This window comes from Micromonospora sp. NPDC005220, assembly GCF_040607895.1.
In the GTDB taxonomy this organism is placed as follows: Bacteria; Actinomycetota; Actinomycetes; order Mycobacteriales; family Micromonosporaceae; genus Micromonospora.
In genome coordinates this window covers 1-18,108 of the sequence record NZ_JBEXHP010000110.1, presented here as the reverse complement: position 1 = coordinate 18,108, position 18,108 = coordinate 1, and the positions used below count along the sequence as shown (strand labels likewise).

Sequence of the window (18,108 nt, the reverse complement as noted above, 5' to 3'; positions counted from 1 at the left end):
CCGGCCCCGTACTCGTCGGCGCCCAGGTCGCCGCGGCGGCCGACGCCGGTGCCCGGTTCACCGTCGCGCCCGGCCTGGACCTCGCGGTCGCCGACGCCGCCGCCGCGCGTGGCCTGCCGCACCTGCCCGGCGTGGCCACCCCCACCGAGGCCCAGCAGGCGCTGCGGCACGGCCTCACCTGGCTCAAGGCGTTCCCGGCGATCTCCCTCGGGCCGGCCTGGTTCAAGGCAGTGGCCGGCCCGCTGCCGCAGTTGCGCTTCGTCGCGACCGGCGGCCTCGACGCCAGCAACGCGGGAGCGTTCCTGCAAGCGGGCGTACGCGTGGTCGCCGTCGGCTCCGCCCTCTCCGACCCCACCCAACTGGACGCTCTGGCCAAGCTGACCCGCGCCACCTCCTGACGCGTTCAGCCGGTGCCGTGCCGGGCGTCAGCCGGTGCTCGCCGGTCGGTCGAGGAAGAGCAGGCGGGCCCGCTTCTCCGGCAGGTCGATCAGCGGTCCGAGCCGGAACCCGGTGCGCAGGAACCGGTCGACGGCCCGGCCGTTGCGGGCGTCGGGCTCCATCACCACCCGCAGCCAACGCGGGTCGGCGAGGACGAAGTCGAGGATCGCGCCGAACACCGCGCCGGTGAACCCCCGCTCGACCGTCACCGGTGGCCCGATGAGCAGGTGAACGCCGATGTCACCGGGGCGTACGTGGTAGCACTCGCCGACCGGGTCGGCCTCGGGCTGGTAGGTCTGGGCCAGCGCGACCGGCACACCGTCGCGGTGCACCAGGTACGCGTGATGGGTGCTCAGCGAGTCCAGGTACGCGTAGATCTCGTGCACCCGTTCGCGGCTCGCCTCCCGCATCCCCCAGAACCGGGCCCGCTCCTGGGTGACCCACCCGTGCAGCAGGTCGACGTCCTGGTCCGGCCGCACGGCGCGGATGGTGACCACCCCGAAACCGGCGACGTCGCTGCGGTAGTGCTGCTGATCAATGGTCATCTGGCTCCTCAACGAGACGGTCCCAGTCCGTTACGACCGGTAGCAGGTCACCGGCCAGCCAGGCGGGGCTCTGGTCGTCGTGGTGCGGGTCGCCGGGAATCCCGCAGGCGCCCAGCGGGACCACCCAGCGGCTGTCCTCGCGGCGGGCCAGGTCCCAGACGAATCGCGCCGCCGGCCCCCGGAAGCACCGGTGGGTGACGCCCGGCACGCTGGAGGTGGCCAACACGCAGTCGTGGTCACCGTCGAGCCGGGGACCGGGACCGGCATCCGGGTCGGGCAGGGCACGCCACGACGCCAGCCGGTGCAGGTCCCCCCAGGGTGGCGTCGAGGCCGCCGCGTCGGCGACCTCCTCGGCCGCCGCGCCCACCAGCGCGGCGACGTCCACGCCGGGCAGCGGGGCCGTGCCGAGCAGGTGCTCCAGCGCGTAGCCGACGCGCGGCGTCACCGCCAGCCAGGGCGCGAACACCTCGGGGTACGCGGGCGGCTCGGCCAGCGCGGCCAGCGCCGGGTGGGCGGCGATCCGGCGTACGACAGCCGCCCGCAGGAGGGCGTAGGCCGCCGCGTCCGTGCTGTCGGCGGTCATCCGGCGGTCCCAGCTCAGCAGCCGCTCGCGCAGCGCGGCGGCGGCCGGGCCGAGCCCCGCCGACTCGGCGAGCACCGCCAGCAGTGGCCCGGCCGCGCCCAGGTACGTGTCGGTGTGCACAGTGGCCATCTCGTCGGCCGTCCAGCCCGGACGGGCGTCGAGCAGCTCGGCGATGCGGTGCGCCCGGTGTGGTGGGGCGAACTCCACCCCGAACGGTGCCGCCAGCCCGCGTTCGTTGGCCATCACCGCCCGACCCACCACCTCGGCGCGGGGCATCGGCGCATGCCAGCCCTGCCAGCCGTGGGCGGCGTCCCAGCCGGGGACCACCCGCCGGCCGTTCTCCGGGTGCCGTACCGGCACCGCCCCGGCGACCCGGTGCAGCAGCCCGCCGGCGGTGTCCGCCGCCTGCACCACGTTGACCGGCTCCACCCAGTGCCGCAGCGCGTGGTCCACATCGGCCACGGTACGGGCGCGCAGCAGCTCCGGCAGCGTCGCGAAGCCCAGGTCACCCCGGACCCGGGGCGGGTAGCGCAGGCTGATGGCCGTCTCGTCGTCCGGCCCACCGGCGATCACCGGACCACGATCGGTCTCCACCACCTCGACCTCGACCGGGTCGGCCCCGGCCACCTCGATCGTCTCGACGTGGCGGTGCACCGGGCGCCAGCCGTCCGGGCCGAGCGCCTGCACCCGGTGGCCGTCGCGGCGCAGCCGCTCCGCGTACACGTCCTGGTAGTCGGCCATCGCGTTGGTGATCGCCCAGGCCACCGGGCCGGTGTGCCCGAAGTGCGCGATGCCCGGCACGCCCGGCACCGCCAGCCCGACCACGTCGTACTCCGGGCAGGCCAGCCGGATCTGCTGGTAGACGCCGGGATCCTCGAGGAACCGGTGCGGGTCGCCGGCGAGCAGCGCGGCCCCGGTGCCGGTGCGCTCGGCGGCGAGCAGCCACCCGTTGCTGCCGGCGACGGCCGGCCCGTCGGTGGCGAACGTGTCGATGGCGTCCGGCCCGAGTTGCTGCGCCACGTGCTCGCGCCAGAGCTTGCCGGGGAACCCGGCGAACAGGATGTGGTGGCCCAGCCAGACCGCCAGCGGTGTCCACGGTTCCCACCGACCCGGGCGCAGCCCGGTGGCGGCGAACTCCGGCGAGCGGGCCGCCCCGGCGGCGAGAGCGGCGTTGACGCCGTCCACGTAGGCGCCCACCCATTGGGCGGTCGCCGGGTCCAGCGCGGCGTGGCAGCGGCGGGCGGTGTCGTCGAGTCGTACCCGTCGGGCGAACCGGTCCCAGCCGAGCGCGTCGGGGCCGAGGAACGCCGCGCTGGTGCCCCGGGCGCGGTGCCGTTCCACCTCGATCTGCCAGGCCCGGTCGTACGCGGTCACCCGGCCCTGTGCCGCCGCCAGCGCGAGCGGATCGTCGGCCCGCAGGTGCGGCACGCCCCACCGGTCGCGGAAACGTTCGGTACTCACGCCGGCTCCGGGGCCAGGGTGGTGGCGCGGCGGCGGGCGGCGGGAACGACCAGCGGGGTGCCCGTCTCGGGGTCGTCGATGACCCGGCAGGGCAGCCCGAACACCTCCGTCACCAGGTCGGCGGTGACCACCGACGCCGGCTCCCCGGCGGCCACCACACGTCCGTCGCGCATGGCGATCAGGTGGGTGGCGTAGCGGGCCGCGTGGTTCAGGTCGTGCAGCACCGCGACCAGCGTGCGGCCCTGCTCCTCGTGCAGTCGGGCGCAGAGGTCCAGGATCTCGATCTGGTGGGCGATGTCGAGGTACGTGGTCGGCTCGTCGAGCAGCAGCAGGGGCGTCTGCTGGGCCAGCGCCATGGCGATCCAGACCCGCTGCCGCTGCCCGCCGGACAGTTCGTCCACCGGCCGGTCGGCGAGGTCGTCGACGCCGGTCGCGGCCATCGACTCCTCGACCACCCGCTCGTCCTCGCGCGACCACTGCCGCAGCAGCCCCTGGTGGGGGTAGCGACCCCGGGCCACCAACTCGGCGACGCTGATGCCGTCCGGTGCGATCGACGACTGCGGCAGCAGGCCGAGGGTACGGGCCACAGTGCGGGCGGGCAGGTCGTGAATGTCCCGCCCGTCCAGCAGCACCGCACCGGCGCTGGGGCGCAGCATCCGGGACAGTGCGCGCAGCAGCGTCGACTTACCGCACGCGTTCGGGCCGATGATCACCGTGAAGGACCGGTCGGGCACCGCCACGGTCAGGTTCTCGGCGATGGTGCGCTGGTCGTAGGCGAGGGTCAGCGCGGTGCCGCCGAGCCGGGAATCGCCGGGTCGCATGGGTGCTCCTTCGAGGGCGTCACGAGTGTTCACAGCCGGCCCGCCCGACGTTCCATCGCCAGCAGCCAGACCAGGTAACCGCCGCCGATGACGCCGGTCACCACGCCGACCGGGAGTTGGTGCCCGTCGAACGCGCGTTGGGCCAGCAGGTCGGCCCCGACCAGCAGCGCCGCGCCGACGGCCATCGACGGCAGCAGGTTCGGGCCCGGTGCCCGGGTCAGCCGCTTCGCCAGGTGCGGGGCGACGAGCGCCACGAAGGACACCGGCCCGGCGGCGGCCGCCGCGAACGAGACCAGCAGCACGGCGGCGGCGAGCAGCACCAGGCGCAGCCGGCGTACCGCCACACCCAGGGCGCTGGCGGCGTCGTCGCCCAACTCCATCATCCGCAGCGCCGGGGCGCAGCCGATGAGCACCAGCGGCGCCACCACGACCAGGACGACGAGCAGCGGTCCGGCGTTGGCCCAATCCCGCCCGTCCAGGCTGCCGGTGAGCCAGAGCACCGCGCGGGCGGCGTCCATCAGGGGCGCCCGGGTCAGCAGGTAGCCGTTGACGCCGGTCAGGATCGCGGCCACTCCGATGCCGACCAGGATGAGCCGGTAGCCGTGCACTCCGCGTCGCCAGGCGAGCGCGTAGATCACCAGGCCGGTGCCGAGGCCACCGACGACCGCCGCGCCCGCGAGGGCCAGGCTGCTGCCGCCGAGGACGACCACCACCAGCGCCCCGGTCGATGCGCCCTGGGTGAAGCCGAGGATGTCCGGGCTGCCCAGTGGGTTGCGGACCAGCGACTGGAACACCGTGCCGGCGAGAGCCAGCGCCGCGCCGACCAGCAGAGCCGTGACCAGCCGGGGCAGGCGCAGGTCGTACAGGATGAACTGCTCCGCCAGGGTGCCGCCGCCGGTCAGCGTGCGCAGCACGTCCGCCGGCCCCATCGGGTAGTCACCGCTGCCCAGGGCCACCAGGCCGAACCCGGCCGCGAGCAACGCGGCGCCGGCACCGACGCCCAACGCGCGGGGCCGGAACCGCAGCGACAACCCCCCGGGAGTACGGATGACGCTCACGCCATCGCTCCGCTTCGCTGCGCGTTGGCGCGAGGCGCCACGCTGCTGAGCCTGATGGTTCGCTCGCTCCGCTCGCTCACGCCATCGCTCCGCTTCGCTGCGCGTTGGCGCGAGGCGCCACGCTGCTGAGCCTGATGGTTCGCTCGCTCCGCTCGCTCACGGCTGGGCCACCCGTCGGCGGCTGACCAGCCACAGGAAGAGCGGGCCGCCCAGCACGGCGGTCACCATGCCGACCTGGAGTTCCCCGGGCCGGCCCAGCACCCGGCCGAGCACGTCGGCGCCGAGCAGCAGAGCGGGCGCGAGCACCGCGCAGTACGGCAGCAGCCAGCGCAGGTCCGGGCCGGTCAGGGCGCGGACCAGGTGCGGCACCAGCAGCCCGACGAAGACGATCGGGCCGCACGCGGCGGTCGCCGCGCCGCAGAGCAGGGTCACCGCGACGATCACGGCGGCGCGGATCAGCGCGGGTCGAGCGCCGAGGGCGCGCGCCGCGTCGTCGCCGAGGGCGAGCGCGTTCAGCGGGCGGGCGGCACCGAGCGCGACCAGCAGCCCGACCAGGATGAACGGCAGCACCCGGGTCACTGTCGCGGAGTCCGCGCTGGCCAGCGAGCCGACCGTCCAGAACCGCAGCCGCTCCAGCGAGGCGGTGTCCAGCAGCATCACCGCGCTCACGTACGAGTAGAGGGTGGCGTTGAGGGCTGCCCCGGCCAGCGCGAGTCGGGCCGGGGTGGCGCCCCGTCCGCCGCCGACGGCGTAGACGAGCGCGGTCACCGCCGCCGCGCCGAGCAGCGCGAACCAGACGTACCCGCCGACGGCGGTGACGCCCAGGAACGCGGCGGCGGTGGCGACGGCCGCGGAGGCCCCGGCGTTGATGCCGAGCAGCCCGGGGTCGGCGAGCGGGTTGCGGGTGAGGGCCTGCATGACCGCGCCGGCCACCCCGAGGGCACCGCCGGCGAGCAGCCCGAGCAGGGTGCGGGGCAGGCGCATCCGGTGCACCACGGCGTACTCGGCGGCGTCGCGGTGCAGCAACCCGGACCAGACGTCGGCGAGCGGCATCGCCTTCGCGCCGACCGCGATGCTGAGCAGCACGATCACCGCGAGCAGTGCCACGGCGGCGACCAGGCCGGCGGCGCGGGCGGCCCGACGGCCACGCCGGCTCGGGGGTGCGGCCGTGTCCCTGGCCGGCACGGACGGTGCCGGTCGGGTGACGGTGGGTGTGGCGTCCAGTGTGGGCTCCGGGGTGGTGGCGACACGGCGAACCGCTGTTGACAATGACCGAGGTTAGGCTAACCTAACCCCGCTGCCCCGGTCGACCCCGGCCAACCTTTGATCGAAAGACAACACCATGCCCGATGCTCTGTCCGCCCGTCGCCTCTCCCGCCGTGGCCTGCTGGCCGCCGGTGGCGCTGCCACGCTGGCCACCCTGCTCGCCGCCTGCGGCACTGACGACACCGCGAAACCCGCCGCCGGAAACGGAAGTGGCCCCTGGTCGTTCACCGACGACCGTGGCACGAAGGTCGAGGCCCCGGCCCGTCCGACCCGCGTGGTGGCCTTCACCGGCGTGGCGGCGGCCCTGATCGATTTCGGTCTCGACAAGCAGATCGTGGGCGTGTTCGGTGAGACCAAGCGGGCCGATGGCACCGCCGACCCGCAGGCCGGCGACCTGAACGTCGAAGGCGTCGAGATCCTCGGCAACGTGTGGGGCGAGTTCAGCCTGGAGAAGTACGCCGCTCTGCGCCCCGAACTGCTGGTCACCCACATGTACGACCCGGACGCGCTCTGGTACGTGCCGGACGAGAGCAAGGCCAAGATCCTCCCGCTGGCGCCCAGTGTGGCGATCACCACCGCCCGGGTGCCGATGACCAAGCCCATCGAGCGGTACGCGGCGCTGGCCGAATCGCTCGGCGCGGACCTGTCCGCGAAGAAGGTCACCGACGGGAAGGCCCGCTTCGACGCCGCCGCCGAGGCGGTCCGGCAGGCGGTCAAGGCCAACCCCGGGATCAAGGTGATGGCCTGCTCCGGCAGCCCCGACCTCTTCTACGTCTCCAACCCGAAGGTCAGCACCGACCTGATGTACTTCGCCGAGTTGGGCGTCGACATCGTGGTACCCACCAAGCTCGAAGCCGGCGACTACTTCGAGGCGCTGAGCTGGGAGAGCGCCGGCAAGTTCCCGGCCGACCTGATCCTGCTGGACAATCGCAGCACCGCGCTCCAGGCCAAGGACCTCACCGCCAAGCCGACCTGGCAGCAACTGCCGGCGGTCAAGGCCAACCAGGTGAGCCCGTGGGACGCGGTACCCCGCTTCTCGTACGCCGGCTCCGCGCCGCTGCTGGAGAACCTCGCCACCGCCATCCGGAACGCGAAGAAGGTCAGCTGACGAACCCCGCATCCCGAGGCGCATCGTCGCGCCTCGGGTGGGTTCCGGCTGCCCTCGTCCAGAACGTGGAAGGACATTCCGTGACCGTGCCGACGTACCCCGTCGAGACCACCGTGCCGCCACCGGCGTCAACCGCCGCGCGGGCCCAGCTGCTGCACGGCGGTTCGGTCGAGCAGTACCGCCGGACGATCGCCGACGGCGTCGACCGGGTGGCCCGCCGAGTGGCCACCGTGGACCGCCCCGGCACCGGAATCACACCGGCCGAGCTGGCCCCCCTGGTCGACCGGGTGGACCTCGACCGTCCCCTGGGCGACGCCGGCGCCGCACTGGACGAGTTGGAGGACGTCTACCTACGCGACGCCGTCTGGTTCCACCACCCCCGCTACCTGGCCCACCTCAACTGCCCGGTGGCCATCCCGGCGCTGCTCGGCGAGGCGGTGCTCAGTGCCGTGAACTCCTCCCTGGACACCTGGGACCAGAGCTCCGGGGCCACCCTCATCGAGCGGCGGCTGATCGACTGGACGGCCGAACGGATCGGCCTCGGTCCCCGCGCCGACGGCGTCTTCACCAGCGGTGGCAGCCAGTCCAACCTCCAGGCGCTGCTGCTGGCCCGGGAGGAGGCGTGTGTCGACGCCATCGGCCCGGCGGCACGCGCCGACCTGCTGCCCCGGCTGCGGGTGCTCACCTCCGCCGCCGGTCACTTCAGCGTGCAGAAGTCGGCCAGGCTGCTCGGCCTGGCCCCGGACGCGGTGATCGCGGTGCCCACCGACGACCGGCGGCGGATCCGCCCGGCCGCCGTCCGCGACGAGATCGCCCGGTGCCGCCAGGCCGGGCTGGTGGTGATGGCCGTCGTCGGCACCGCCGGCACCACCGACTTCGGCTCGATCGACCCGCTCACCGAGCTGGCCGGGATCTGCGCGGCGGCCGGCGTCTGGCTGCACGTGGACGCCGCGTACGGCTGTGGTCTGCTCGTCTCGCCGACGCGCCGGCACCTGCTCGACGGCATCGAGCGGGCCGACTCGGTCACCGTCGACTTCCACAAGTCGTTCTTCCAGCCGGTCAGCTCCAGCGCGCTGCTGGTCCGCGACCGGCGGACGCTGCGGCACGTCACCTACCACGCCGACTACCTCAACCCGGCCCGCATGGTCGAGCAGCGCATCCCCAACCAGGTCGACAAGAGTCTGCAGACCACCCGCCGCTTCGACGCGTTGAAGCTCTGGCTCACCCTGCGGGTGATGGGCCCGGACGCACTCGGCGGGCTCTTCGACGAGGTCGTCGACCGGGCTGCCGACGCCTGGCAACTGGTCAGCGAGGACCCGCGCTTCGAGGTGGTGACGCGCTCGCAGCTGAGCACTGTGGTCTTCCGCTACCTGCCCACCGGACCGGGCCGGGAGTTGGCCGACGCCGCCAATCTGCACGCCCGGGAGGCCCTCGCGGCGTCCGGTCTCGCCGTGGTCGCCGGGACCCGGGTGGACGGCCGGCACTTCCTGAAGTTCACACTGCTCAACCCGGCCACCACGGTCGACGACGTCGGGCACGTGCTCGACCTGATCGCCACCCACGCCGGCCGGTACGTGCACGACCACGTCGCCGCCGATCTGACCTGCCCCGTCGGCTGATGCCGATGAACCTGCCCGGTCGGCTGACGCCGGTGACCACGAACCTGCGCCTGGAGACCCCGATGTCCACCCACGACTTCATCGCCATCGGGTTGGGCCCGTACAACCTGGGCCTGGCCTGTCTCACCGCGCCGATCGACGAGCTGGACGCGGTGTTCCTGGAGGCACGGCCGAGCCTCGCCTGGCACCCCGGCATGCTGCTGGAGTCGGCCCGGTTGCAGACCCCGTTCATCGCGGACCTGGTCAGCCTCGCCGACCCGACATCGCCGTACTCCTTCCTCAACTACCTCAAGGACATCGGCCGGCTCTACCCGTTCTACATCCGGGAGAGCTTCTACCCGCTGCGCAGCGAGTACGACGCGTACTGCCGGTGGGCGGCGGCGAAACTACCGAACCTGCGTTTCGGTCAGACGGTGACCACTGTGGAGTACGACAGCGCAGCCGAGCGGTACCTGGTGCGGGCCAGCACCGGCACGGGGGAGACCGTCGAATACCGGGCCCGGCACCTGGTGCTCGGCACCGGCACCCCGCCGCACCTGCCGCCGGCCGTCGCCGGGCTGCCCGGCGCCGTGCACAACTCCCACTACCTGGAGCACCGCACGGCGCTGCGCACCAAGCGCAGCATCACCGTGGTGGGCAGCGGGCAGAGCGCCGCCGAGATCTACCACGACCTGCTCGGTGACATCGACCGGTACGGCTACCAGCTCAACTGGGTGACCCGGTCGCCGAGGTTCTTTCCGCTCGAATACACCAAGCTGACGCTGGAGATGACCTCACCGGACTACGTGGACTACTTCCACGCGCTGCCCGAGGCGACCCGCTACCGGCTGGAGTCCGAGCAGAAGGGCCTGTTCAAGGGGATCAACGCCGACCTGATCAACGACATCTTCGACCTGCTCTACGCGCACAGCGTCGACGGACCGGTGAACACCCGCTTGCTCACCAACACCGAGCTGGTCAGCGCCGACCACCAGGACGGGCAGTACACGCTGGGGTTGCGGCAGGTGGAGCAGGAACGCGACTTCGCCCTGCGTACCGAGGGCCTCGTCCTGGCCACCGGCTACCACTACCGGGTGCCGGAGTTCCTCGCGCCGGTGCGGGACCGGATCCGCTGGGACGCGCACGGTCGCTTCGACGTGGCCCGCAACTACAGCATCGACCACAGTGGGCGGGGCATCTTCCTGCAGAACGCGGGCACCCACACGCACAGCATCACCTCACCCGACCTGGGCATGGGCGCCTACCGCAACTCCTGGATCATCCGCGAGCTGCTGGGCCGGGAGCACTACCCGATCGAGAAGAGCATCACCTTCCAGGAGTTCGGGGTGTCGTCGTGACCACCGTCTTCACCCGTACCGACGAGAAGCTCGGCGAGTTCGCGCTGCGGCCGCTCGACCCGGACGCCGACGCGGCGCTGCTGCACAGCTGGGTGACCCACCCGAAGGCGACGTTCTGGCTGATGCAGGACGCCGACGAGGCCCAGGTGGCCGAGGAGTACCGGCGGATCGCCGAGCACCCGCACCACGACGCGTACCTCGGGCTGTGGCGGGGGAGGCCCGCCTTCCTCGCGGAGCGCTACGACCCGGCCCACGTCGAGCTGGTCGGCCTCTACGACCACCAGCCCGGCGACGTGGGCATGCACTTCCTCTGCGCACCTGTCGACACGCCCGTGCACGGCTTCACCCGGGCGGTGATCGGCACCGTGCTGGCGTGGCTCTTCGACGACCCGACGACCCGACGCGTGGTGGTCGAGCCGGACGTGCGCAACACCGCAGTGCACGCGCTGAACGCCGCCGTCGGCTTCACCGTCGTCGGCCCGATCGCCAAGCCCGAGAAGGACGCGTTGCTCAGCGTCTGCACCCGAGCCCAGTTCCAGGCCGCCGCCGACCGCGCCGCCGTCGACCGCGCTGCCGCCACCCGAACCGAAGGAGCCCCGGCGTGACCACCACCGCCGTCCCCGCCCACCCGCCCGTCGTCGCCGCGTACCCCGCCTCCGGCGGCCCGGTCGGGCACCTCACCCCGCCACGGTGGGCCCGGGCCAACCGGCTGCTGGTCCGCAAGGCGCTCGCCGAGTTCACCCACGAGCGGCTGCTCACCCCGAAGGCCGTGCCCGGCCCCGACGACCGGCAGTGGTACGAGGTTCGCAGCGACGACGGGACGGTCAGCTACCGGTTCGCGGCGCGGGTGCTCGCCCTGGCGCACTGGCAGATCGACGCGGACAGCATCACCCGACACCGCGACGGCACCTCCCTGGCACCGGACGCCGTGGACCTCATCGCCGAGCTGCGCGACAGCCTCGGGCTCTCCGCGCGGGTGCTCCCGGTCTACCTGGAGGAGATCACCTCGACGCTGGCCGGTACGGCGTACAAGCTGGCCCAGGCCGCGCCGAGCGCGGCCGAGCTGGCGGAGGCGGACTTCCAGACCATCGAGACCTCGATGACCGAGGGCCACCCCTGCTTCGTGGCGAACAACGGCCGGCTCGGCTTCGGCGTCGACGAGTACCACAGGTACGCCCCGGAGGCCGCCGCGCCGGTGCGGCTGGAGTGGCTGGCCGCGCACCGGGACCACTCGACGTTCAGCAGTGCCGCCGACCTGGACTACGACACGCTGATCGAGAGCGAGCTGAACGCCGAGACCCGGGCCCGGTTCGCGGCCACGATGGCCGATCTCGGGCTGGACCTCGCCGACTACCACCTGATCCCGGCGCACCCGTGGCAGTGGTGGAACAAGCTGGCCGTCACCTTCGCCGGGGAGCTGGCCGAGCGCCGGCTGGTGCACCTCGGCCCCGGGCCGGACGTGTACCTCGCCCAGCAGTCCATCCGCACCTTCTTCAACGTCAGCGAGCCGGGTCGGCACTACGTCAAGACCGCGCTGTCGGTGCTGAACATGGGCTTCATGCGGGGGTTGTCGGCCGCGTACATGGCGGCCACCCCGGCGATCAACGACTGGCTGGCCGACCTGATCGCCGGCGACGAGGTGCTGACCGGCACCGGCCTGACCGTCATCCGGGAGCGGGCCGCGGTGGGTTACCGGCACCGGCAGTACGAGGCGGCGACCGACCGCACCTCCCCGTACCGCAAGGTGTTGGCCGCCCTGTGGCGGGAGAGCCCGGTGCCCGACCTGGCGCCAGGGGAGCGACTGTCCACCATGGCCGCGCTGCTGCACGTCGACGACGAGGGCGGCTCACTGGCGGCGGCGCTGATCGCCCGGTCCGGCCTGACGCCCGAGGCGTGGCTGCGCCGCTACCTGGACGCCTACCTGACCCCGCTGCTGCACAGCTTCTACGCCCACGACCTGGCCTTCATGCCGCACGGCGAGAACGTCATCCTGGTCCTCGACGAGCAGGACACGGTCCAGCGGGTGATCTTCAAGGACATCGCCGAGGAGATCGCGGTGCTGAGCCCCGAGGTTGAGCTGCCGGCGGCGGTGGAGCGGATCCGCGTCGAGGTACCCGACGACACCAAGCTGCTGACCATCTTCACCGACGTGGTGGACTGCTTCCTGCGGCACCTCAACGCGGTCCTGGTCGAGGCCGGTGTGCTCGCCGAGGACGACTTCTGGCGGACGGTCGCGGCCTGCGCCGCCGACTACTTCGACCGGGTGCCGCACCTGGCCGAGCGGGTCCGCGACTACGACCTGTTCGCACCGGAGTTCACCCTGTCCTGCCTCAACCGGCTGCAACTGCGCGACAACCAGCAGATGATCGACCTGGCCGACCCGTCGGCGGCGCTCCAGTTCGTCGGCACCCTCAGCAACCCGCTCGCCGCCCACGCGCCGGCCCGGTGACCGCCATCGCGTTTGGTCAGCGCCCACGCCAGCGGGTGCAATAGGGCGCGTTCACTACCCTGGCGTGATGAACCGAGTCGCCGCCGCTGGCCGGGTTCCGCTCTGGCGGGACCGGACCTTCGGCACGTACTGGATTGCGCAGTCGCTCTCGGCGGCCGGCGACTCGTTCGCCTACCTGGCGGTGCCGCTGCTGGTGCTCCAGGCGACCGGCTCGGTGGCGCGAATGGGCCTGCTCACCGCCGTCGCGGGCGCGGCGTCCGTCGTCGCCGGGATCTTCGGCGGGGTGCTGGTCGACCGGTACAACCGCCGCACCCTGATGATCGTGGCGGATCTGACCCGGTTGGTGCTCTACGGCCTGGTGCCACTGGCGTGGCTCGCCGGCCCGCAGGTCTGGCTCCTCTTCGTCGTGCTGCCGATCTGCGAGGCGGCCGGCATGGTGTTCCAGGTCGCCGCGGTGACCGCGGTCCGCAACCTCGTCGACTCCGACCGGATCACCGAGGCCAACGGCCGGTTGCAGGCGACGTACGCGGCGGCGGCCGTCCTCGGTCCGTTGCTCGCCGGTGTGGTGGCGGCCCGCTTCGGCCCGGCGACAGCCATCGCCGTCAACGCCGCGAGCTTCGCGCTCTCGGCGGCGGGCCTGTGGCTGATCCGACTGCGTCCCGTCCAGGTGGACGAGGGGGTGGCCCGGCAGCGCCCGCTCGCCGAGTTCCTCGCCGGGGCGCGGTTTTTGTGGCGACAGCCCGTGCTGCGCGCGCTGACCGTCCTGCTGTCGGTCTTCATCTTCCTCACCTACGGCTTCGTCGACGTGCTCATCTACCACGTCACGCACGACCTCGGCGGCTCCGAGGGCACCGTCGGCACGGTGCTCGGCCTGGCGGCTCTGGGCACTGTCGCCGGTGCGCTGCTGGTGGCCCCGCTGCGTCGCCGTCGCGGCTTCGGTGCCACCTGGATCGGCGCACACGCGGTCTGCGGTTTCGCGGTGGCGGGTGTCGGCATCGCCACGACCGTGCCGGCGGTCACCGCGCTGACCGCGGTGTACCTCTGCTGTCTCAGCGTCGGCGGGATCTGTTCGATGTCGCTGCGTCAGGAGATCACCCCCGATCACCTGCTGGGCCGGGTCACGTCGGCGTTCTGGAGCACCCACTACGCCCTCGGCCCGGCCGGCGCTGTCGTGCTGACCGGGGCCGCCGGCCGTTACGGCGCGCCGGCGGTCACCCTCGTGGCGGGCGCGGGGTGCCTGCTGGTCGCGGTCGGTGGCCTCTTCACCCCGATCCGCCGCGCCGGCGCGGAGCCAGCCGCCGGTCAGCCCGGACTGCACGCGGCCCCGGCCGGCGGCACCGTTGCTGGTTGAGACGCTATGGAGCTGATGTCGTAAACGATTCAGGCGGTGGGGACGCTGGCGCCGACCAACCATCATGGCCCCCGCAGCGGGCAGCTCGGCGCGGTCAGAACTCCTGGTACATCACGTGCAGGCCGACCCGGCCGAGGGTGGGGTGCCGGAACCCACCCGGCACGGTGCCGACCACCTCGAAGCCCTCGCGCCGGTACAGCCGCACCGCCGACCGGTTGCTCTGCACCACGGCGTTGAACTGCATGCCGGCGTAACCCCGCTGGCGGGCCCAGGTCAGGGCGTCGCGGCACAGCGCGGTGCCCACGCCCCGGCCCCGCGCGTCGGCGGCGACCATGAAGCTCGCGGTGGACACGTGCGCGCCCGGCCCGGGCCGGTTGGTGCCCATCTTCGCGGTGCCGAGCACCCGCTCGCCGTCGACCGCCACGACGGTCCGCCCCGGCGCCTCCTCGACCCACATGCCGTACGACTGCTCGGCGCTCATCGTCGGGTCGTAGGGGAAGGTCTGCTGTGCCCGGATCACCTCCTCGATGATCGGCCACACCTGCGACCAGTCCTGGTCGACGAACTGCCGGATCAGCACCCGGCGAGGTTAGGCCCCCGGTGGCGGCGCGGACAATCCGATATCCGCTGGTGCATCCGGGCGGCGTACCCGGTGCGAAGCATGGGTCGTGACGAGACGTCACGGATCCGTCGCTTCGACGAAAGGCCCGCTGATGAAGATCGCACGAATCGCCGCCCGGATGGCGGTCGGTGCCGTAGCCACCGCGGTGGCCACCACCGCCGTCGCCGTGCCGGCCGCTCAGGCCACCGGCAAGCCCAAGCCGCTCGGCACGACATCACTCGCCCAGGTGCTCACCCGGGACAGCAGCGGTTTCGACCACAACTCGCGTGACTTTGACGTGCTGACGGCGGCCGTGCTGGCCGTGCTGGAGGCCAAGCCGAACTCTCCGGTCAAGGTGCTCACCGACGGCACCGTGGCGCTGACCGCGTTCATCCCCACCGACGCGGCCTTCCAACAGCTGGTACGCGAGATCACGCAGGCCCGGAAGCTGCCGAGTGAGAGCGCCGCCTTCACCGCCGTCGCCGGGCTGGGCATCGACACCGTGGAGTCGGTGCTGCTCTACCACGTCGTCCCGGGCGCCACCATTGATCGCAAGACGGCGATCCGGGCCGACGGCACCGACCTGACCACCGCGCTCGGCTCGACCGTCCAGGTCGACGTCCGCACCTACCTGCACGTCTTCCGCCAGGTGCGGCTGGTCGACGCCGACACCAACGACCGTGACGCGCGGGTCGTCTCCTACGACGTGAACAAGGGCAACCGGCAGATCGCGCACTCCGTGGACCGGGTGCTGCGCCCGATCGACCTGCCCTGACCGGAGGCGGGTGGCGTCCGACCACGCGGCGGACGCCACCCGCGCCGGGCCGTCAGCCCGAGGCGAGGGCGGCGAGCTCCTCGTCGAGCAGGGCCGCCAGCCGGGTGTGCCGTTCGGGATGGCTCCGCGGGGTCATACCGCGGCTGGGCATCTCCACAGTCATCAGCAGGTACAGGTGCAACCGGTACAGACCGAGCCGGCGGCGTGCCGACGCGTCCAGCACCAACGGTTCGGCGGCGCTGGCCTGGTAGCCGCGCAGCAGGGGGTGCTCCGGTTCGTCCTCGACGCGTCGGAAGAGCAGCGGCGAGACCAGGTCCAGCAGTGGGTCGCCGTAGAGGAACCGCTCGCCGTCCACCAGGCCGCGCAGCCGCAACCGACCGTCCCCGTCGGGCGCCGCCAGCACGTTGCCGTCCCAGCAGTCGAAGTGCAGCAGCGCCGGGCGGCGTACCTCGTCGAGCACATCGGCGTGCCGCCCCACCAGCGCGCGCAGCTGCTCCGCCGTGACCGGCAGTCGGACGTCCCAGTCGGTGGCGTCGGCCAGAAGCGCGTCGAGCATCGCCGTGAACGCCGACCGCCAGGTCGGCCCGCCGGCCCGCTCGTCGTCGTACCCGAACCGCTCACCGGTGACCCGGTGCAACCCGGCGAGGGCCACCCCGAGGTCGTGGCGCGCCGGGCCGTCGTCGACCGCGACACCGCCCTCGGCCAGGTCGGACAGCGACCGGCCGGGCAGCATCGCGGTGATCAACCACTCGCCGTACGCCGGGTCGGTGCCGTGCCAGAGCACCGGGGGGACGGGCACCTGCGGCGCCCGCTCCGCGACGAGCCGGAAGTACCGCTCCTCGGCGGCGCACAGCCCACGTTCGTAGCGCAGCAGCGGTGTTCCGGCCGGCGGCGCCAGCTTCAGCACCACCCGACGATCGTCGTCGAGGAGCACCCACCAGACCGTCGCGTACCCGCCGCCGGCCAGCGGACCGGCGTCCCGGACCCGGGTGTGCGACCCGAACGACGCGCCGACCAGGTGCGCCACGTCGGCGCGTGTGAGAGGCCGTTGGGTCGGGCTGGCGACGGTCATGACGCGGTGTCACCTCGCCGCGCGCGCGGCGCGGAACCCGCGGTGGCGCGGGTGGTACGCGGGACGGGGCCGGCGGTGTCGCGGCGGACCAGCTCGGCGGGGAGCACCTCGACCCGGGGCGTCGGGGCACCGGCGCCGAGCACCAGGGACATCGCCCGCACTCCCATGTCGACGAGGGGCAGGCGCACGGTGGTCAGCGCCGGGGTCACGTCCCGGGCGATCGGCATGTCGTCGAAGCCCAGTACCGAGATCTGCTGCGGCACGGCCAGCCCACGCACGCGCAGGGTGGCGAGCGCGCCGATGGCCATCGAGTCGTTGAGCGCCACGATCGCGGTCAGCTCCGGGTCGGCGTCGAGCAGTCGGGCGGTGGCCTCGGCGCCACCGTCGCGGTCGAACTCCGCGTACCGGATGCGCCGTTCGGGCAGCTCGCGGCCCTGCTCGGTGAGGGCCTGCCGGAGGCCGGCGAGCCGGTCGGTGGTGGTGGTCAGGATGCGCGGGCCGGCGACCACGCCGATCGCCCGGTGCCCCAGACCGCACAGCTCCCGCCCGGCGAGGTAGCCGCCGGTCCGGTTGTCCGGCATCACCGCGTCGCCGGAGTGCTCGTGCCGGCCGATCACCGCCACCCGCCCGCCGGTGGCCTCGTACGCGGCGAGCTTCTCGTTGAGCTGCCGGGTGAACGCCTCGTCGTGGTAGCCCGAGCCGGCCAGGATGAGCGCCGCCACCTGGTGGCCGCGCAGCAGCTCCACGTACTCCAACTCGCGGTCCGGGTCCCGGTAGCTGTTGCAGATCATCAGCAGCCGGCCCTGATCGGTGGCGACCCGTTGCAGGCCACGGGTGATCTCGGCGAAGTACGGGTCGGAGACGTCGTGCACGATCACGCCGACCGCGCTGCGGTGCGAGCGGGCCAGCAGTTGGGCGTGCGCGTTCGGCACGTACTGCAACTCGGCGACGGCGGCGAGCACCCGCTCACGCAGCTCGTCGGTGACCGGCTTGCTGCTGCCGTTGATGACGCGGGAGGCGGTGGCGGGTGAGACGCCCGCCCGGCGGGCCACATCGGACAGGGTCGCCATGGCCCGCCCCCTCGATCTGTTGACGGCGTTTCGTCGTGCCGGCTAGCGTCACCGTACCGCAGAGAAAGCCCTTTCCCGCAGGGAGGCCCGGCCGTGTCCGATCGCATCGCGGCGCCGCTGCCCGGCGGGATCGGGGTGTCCCGGCTGCGCGTCTACGACACCGTGGCCTCCGACGGCCTGGTCGGCGGCACTCCGCACGTGCACCTTTGCTGCACCGAGGGGTACGTGGTGACCGACGGCGAGGGCGCGGTGCAGACCCTGACCACGGCCGGCTTCCGGGAGACCCCGCTGCGCCCGGGGGTGGTGGTCTGGTTCGAGCCGGGAACCGTGCATCGTCTGGTCAACGGCGGTGGGCTGAGCATTGTGGTGCTCATGCAGAACAGCGGCCTGCCCGAGGCCGGCGACGCGGTGCTGACGTTTCCGCCCGAGGTGCTGGCCGACCCAGCCGCGTACGCCGAGGCGGCGGCGCTGCCCGACGGGGGAGCGCCGGGCGCGGACGTGCGCGCCGCGTACCGTCGGCGGGATCTGGCGGTGACCGGCTTCCGGGCGCTGCG

The 18,108-nt window shown here is 73.1% G+C and carries 17 protein-coding genes; 9 read left to right on the top strand and 8 right to left on the bottom strand.

The features are described 5' to 3' along the window. Window positions 1-398, top strand: a 398-nt coding sequence (locus ABZU52_RS27140) for a bifunctional 4-hydroxy-2-oxoglutarate aldolase/2-dehydro-3-deoxy-phosphogluconate aldolase (RefSeq protein WP_354973797.1), incomplete at its 5' end; no start/stop codon positions are given. Between the two features lie 27 nt (window positions 399-425). Here ABZU52_RS27140 and ABZU52_RS27135 read toward each other — a convergent pair. The 5 genes from ABZU52_RS27135 to ABZU52_RS27115 form a co-directional block, all read right to left on the bottom strand. After that, complete coding sequence (locus ABZU52_RS27135; RefSeq protein WP_354973796.1) at window positions 426-983, bottom strand: GNAT family N-acetyltransferase; 558 nt, start codon at window positions 981-983, stop codon at window positions 426-428. After that, window positions 973-3,027 carry a penicillin acylase family protein gene (locus ABZU52_RS27130; RefSeq protein WP_354973795.1) on the bottom strand — a complete coding sequence of 685 codons (2,055 nt, stop codon included), beginning with the start codon at window positions 3,025-3,027 and terminating at the stop codon, window positions 973-975. The genes ABZU52_RS27135 and ABZU52_RS27130 overlap by 11 nt, the downstream gene beginning before the upstream one ends. Continuing rightward, on the bottom strand, window positions 3,024-3,848 hold the full coding sequence (locus ABZU52_RS27125; RefSeq protein ID WP_354973794.1) for an ABC transporter ATP-binding protein: 825 nt from the start codon (window positions 3,846-3,848) through the stop codon (window positions 3,024-3,026). Before ABZU52_RS27125 ends, ABZU52_RS27130 begins: the two co-directional genes overlap by 4 nt. Window positions 3,849-3,877: 29 nt before the next feature. After that, window positions 3,878-4,906 (bottom strand): iron chelate uptake ABC transporter family permease subunit, encoded by a 1,029-nt coding sequence (locus ABZU52_RS27120; protein ID WP_354973793.1) that lies wholly within the window; start codon window positions 4,904-4,906, stop codon window positions 3,878-3,880. Window positions 4,907-5,062: 156 nt separating this feature from the next. After that, window positions 5,063-6,091 (bottom strand): iron chelate uptake ABC transporter family permease subunit, encoded by a 1,029-nt coding sequence (locus ABZU52_RS27115; protein ID WP_354973800.1) that lies wholly within the window; start codon window positions 6,089-6,091, stop codon window positions 5,063-5,065. 157 nt (window positions 6,092-6,248) lie between these two features. Here ABZU52_RS27115 and ABZU52_RS27110 point away from each other — a divergent pair, with 157 nt between their 5' ends. From ABZU52_RS27110 to ABZU52_RS27085, 6 genes are all read left to right on the top strand, one after another. After that, complete coding sequence (locus ABZU52_RS27110; RefSeq protein ID WP_354973792.1) at window positions 6,249-7,280, top strand: ABC transporter substrate-binding protein; 1,032 nt, start codon at window positions 6,249-6,251, stop codon at window positions 7,278-7,280. A gap of 80 nt (window positions 7,281-7,360) precedes the next feature. After that, the gene (locus ABZU52_RS27105; RefSeq protein WP_354973791.1) at window positions 7,361-8,899 is read left to right on the top strand and encodes an aspartate aminotransferase family protein; all 1,539 of its coding nucleotides are present in this window, start codon (window positions 7,361-7,363) and stop codon (window positions 8,897-8,899) included. Window positions 8,900-8,961: 62 nt separating this feature from the next. Beyond that, entirely contained in the window at window positions 8,962-10,236 is a 1,275-nt protein-coding gene (locus ABZU52_RS27100) for a SidA/IucD/PvdA family monooxygenase (protein WP_354973799.1), read from the top strand. Then, window positions 10,233-10,841, top strand: coding sequence for a GNAT family N-acetyltransferase (locus ABZU52_RS27095; protein ID WP_354973790.1), 609 nt, complete (start codon window positions 10,233-10,235; stop codon window positions 10,839-10,841). The genes ABZU52_RS27100 and ABZU52_RS27095 overlap by 4 nt, the downstream gene beginning before the upstream one ends. Window positions 10,842-10,945: 104 nt before the next feature. Continuing rightward, entirely contained in the window at window positions 10,946-12,685 is a 1,740-nt protein-coding gene (locus tag ABZU52_RS27090) for an IucA/IucC family siderophore biosynthesis protein (RefSeq protein ID WP_354973798.1), read from the top strand. A 67-nt stretch (window positions 12,686-12,752) separates the two neighbouring features. Beyond that, window positions 12,753-14,036 carry an MFS transporter gene (locus tag ABZU52_RS27085; protein ID WP_354973789.1) on the top strand — a complete coding sequence of 428 codons (1,284 nt, stop codon included), beginning with the start codon at window positions 12,753-12,755 and terminating at the stop codon, window positions 14,034-14,036. 94 nt (window positions 14,037-14,130) lie between these two features. On the opposite strand, the gene ABZU52_RS27080 is transcribed toward ABZU52_RS27085, so the two are convergent. Further along, entirely contained in the window at window positions 14,131-14,616 is a 486-nt protein-coding gene (locus tag ABZU52_RS27080) for a GNAT family N-acetyltransferase (RefSeq protein ID WP_354973788.1), read from the bottom strand. Between the two features lie 133 nt (window positions 14,617-14,749). Between ABZU52_RS27080 and ABZU52_RS27075 the strand changes: the two genes are divergently transcribed. Continuing rightward, on the top strand, window positions 14,750-15,412 hold the full coding sequence (locus tag ABZU52_RS27075) for a fasciclin domain-containing protein (RefSeq protein ID WP_354973787.1): 663 nt from the start codon (window positions 14,750-14,752) through the stop codon (window positions 15,410-15,412). Between the two features lie 52 nt (window positions 15,413-15,464). Here the strand turns inward: ABZU52_RS27075 and ABZU52_RS27070 are convergent, their stop codons facing one another. Both ABZU52_RS27070 and ABZU52_RS27065 read right to left on the bottom strand, forming a co-directional pair. Further along, the gene (locus ABZU52_RS27070) at window positions 15,465-16,484 is read right to left on the bottom strand and encodes an aminoglycoside phosphotransferase family protein (protein WP_354973786.1); all 1,020 of its coding nucleotides are present in this window, start codon (window positions 16,482-16,484) and stop codon (window positions 15,465-15,467) included. Beyond that, window positions 16,481-17,554, bottom strand: coding sequence for a LacI family DNA-binding transcriptional regulator (locus ABZU52_RS27065; RefSeq protein ID WP_354973785.1), 1,074 nt, complete (start codon window positions 17,552-17,554; stop codon window positions 16,481-16,483). Before ABZU52_RS27065 ends, ABZU52_RS27070 begins: the two co-directional genes overlap by 4 nt. A gap of 93 nt (window positions 17,555-17,647) precedes the next feature. On the opposite strand from ABZU52_RS27065, the gene ABZU52_RS27060 reads away from it, so the two are divergent. After that, a partial coding sequence (locus ABZU52_RS27060; RefSeq protein ID WP_354973784.1) for a cupin domain-containing protein occupies window positions 17,648-18,108 on the top strand: 461 nt, incomplete at its 3' end.